The sequence below is a fragment of the Haladaptatus ordinarius genome (genome assembly GCF_054177595.1).
This window is the reverse complement of sequence record NZ_JBPEHH010000299.1, coordinates 1-670: the sequence shown is the minus strand read 5'-3', so window position 1 is coordinate 670 and position 670 is coordinate 1. Positions and strand designations below refer to the sequence as shown.

The 670-nt window shown below is 57.2% G+C and carries 1 pseudogene; it reads right to left on the bottom strand.

Features of this window, described 5'->3' with window-relative positions:
• Positions 1-202: 202 nt before the first annotated feature.
• A pseudogene (locus ACR3FF_RS27290) lies at positions 203-670 on the bottom strand (ISNCY family transposase); the annotation flags it as partial.

The window sequence follows — 670 nt, the reverse complement described above, 5'->3', positions numbered from 1 at the left end:
CCACGTTTTCGGGATATAGAGGTTCTACAAATGAATATCGACGGAATCAAACGTGATTTGAGGAGTAGTCGGGGCCGTTCTCTCGACCGATCGGTCGGTGGTGGGAAAAGACAGCTCGATTGGAGGACAGCTGCCGGACTCACGTGCAGGACGCGAGTCCTGCGGCTTGCCGCAGGCGAGCGACAAGTGCAACATCACCTTCTCACCCGACTTCTCGGAGGGAGTGGCCGACCGCCCGGACGAACGTCCTGGCGGTCACGACTGGTGGCGATCTGATCTCGCGATCCATACCGACTTTCACCAGAAAGTCGGTGAGCCGCCACAGATTATACAGTAACGCTGCGAACGTGAAGTTGAACAACCGGACGCGGTAATCTTTCGATGAGGTTTTGGGAAGGTACGCTTTCACCGACTTGTACTGATTCTCGATGTCCCAGCGACGGCTGTAGCTGTTGGTCACATGCGCGATCTCGTCGGGAGCGACGTGATCGCGGTTGGTGACGAACACGGCGTAGTTCCCTTCCTCGTCGTCACTGGTCGATGGAACGTACAGATACTCGGCAGTGTGATCGACGTCGCCGTCGATCCCGACGGGGACGTCGTGGTTGACAGCGGCGTCAACGCCCTCTTTGCTCTTGATTTGCTTAATCGCCCGGTAATCCGGCTCGTA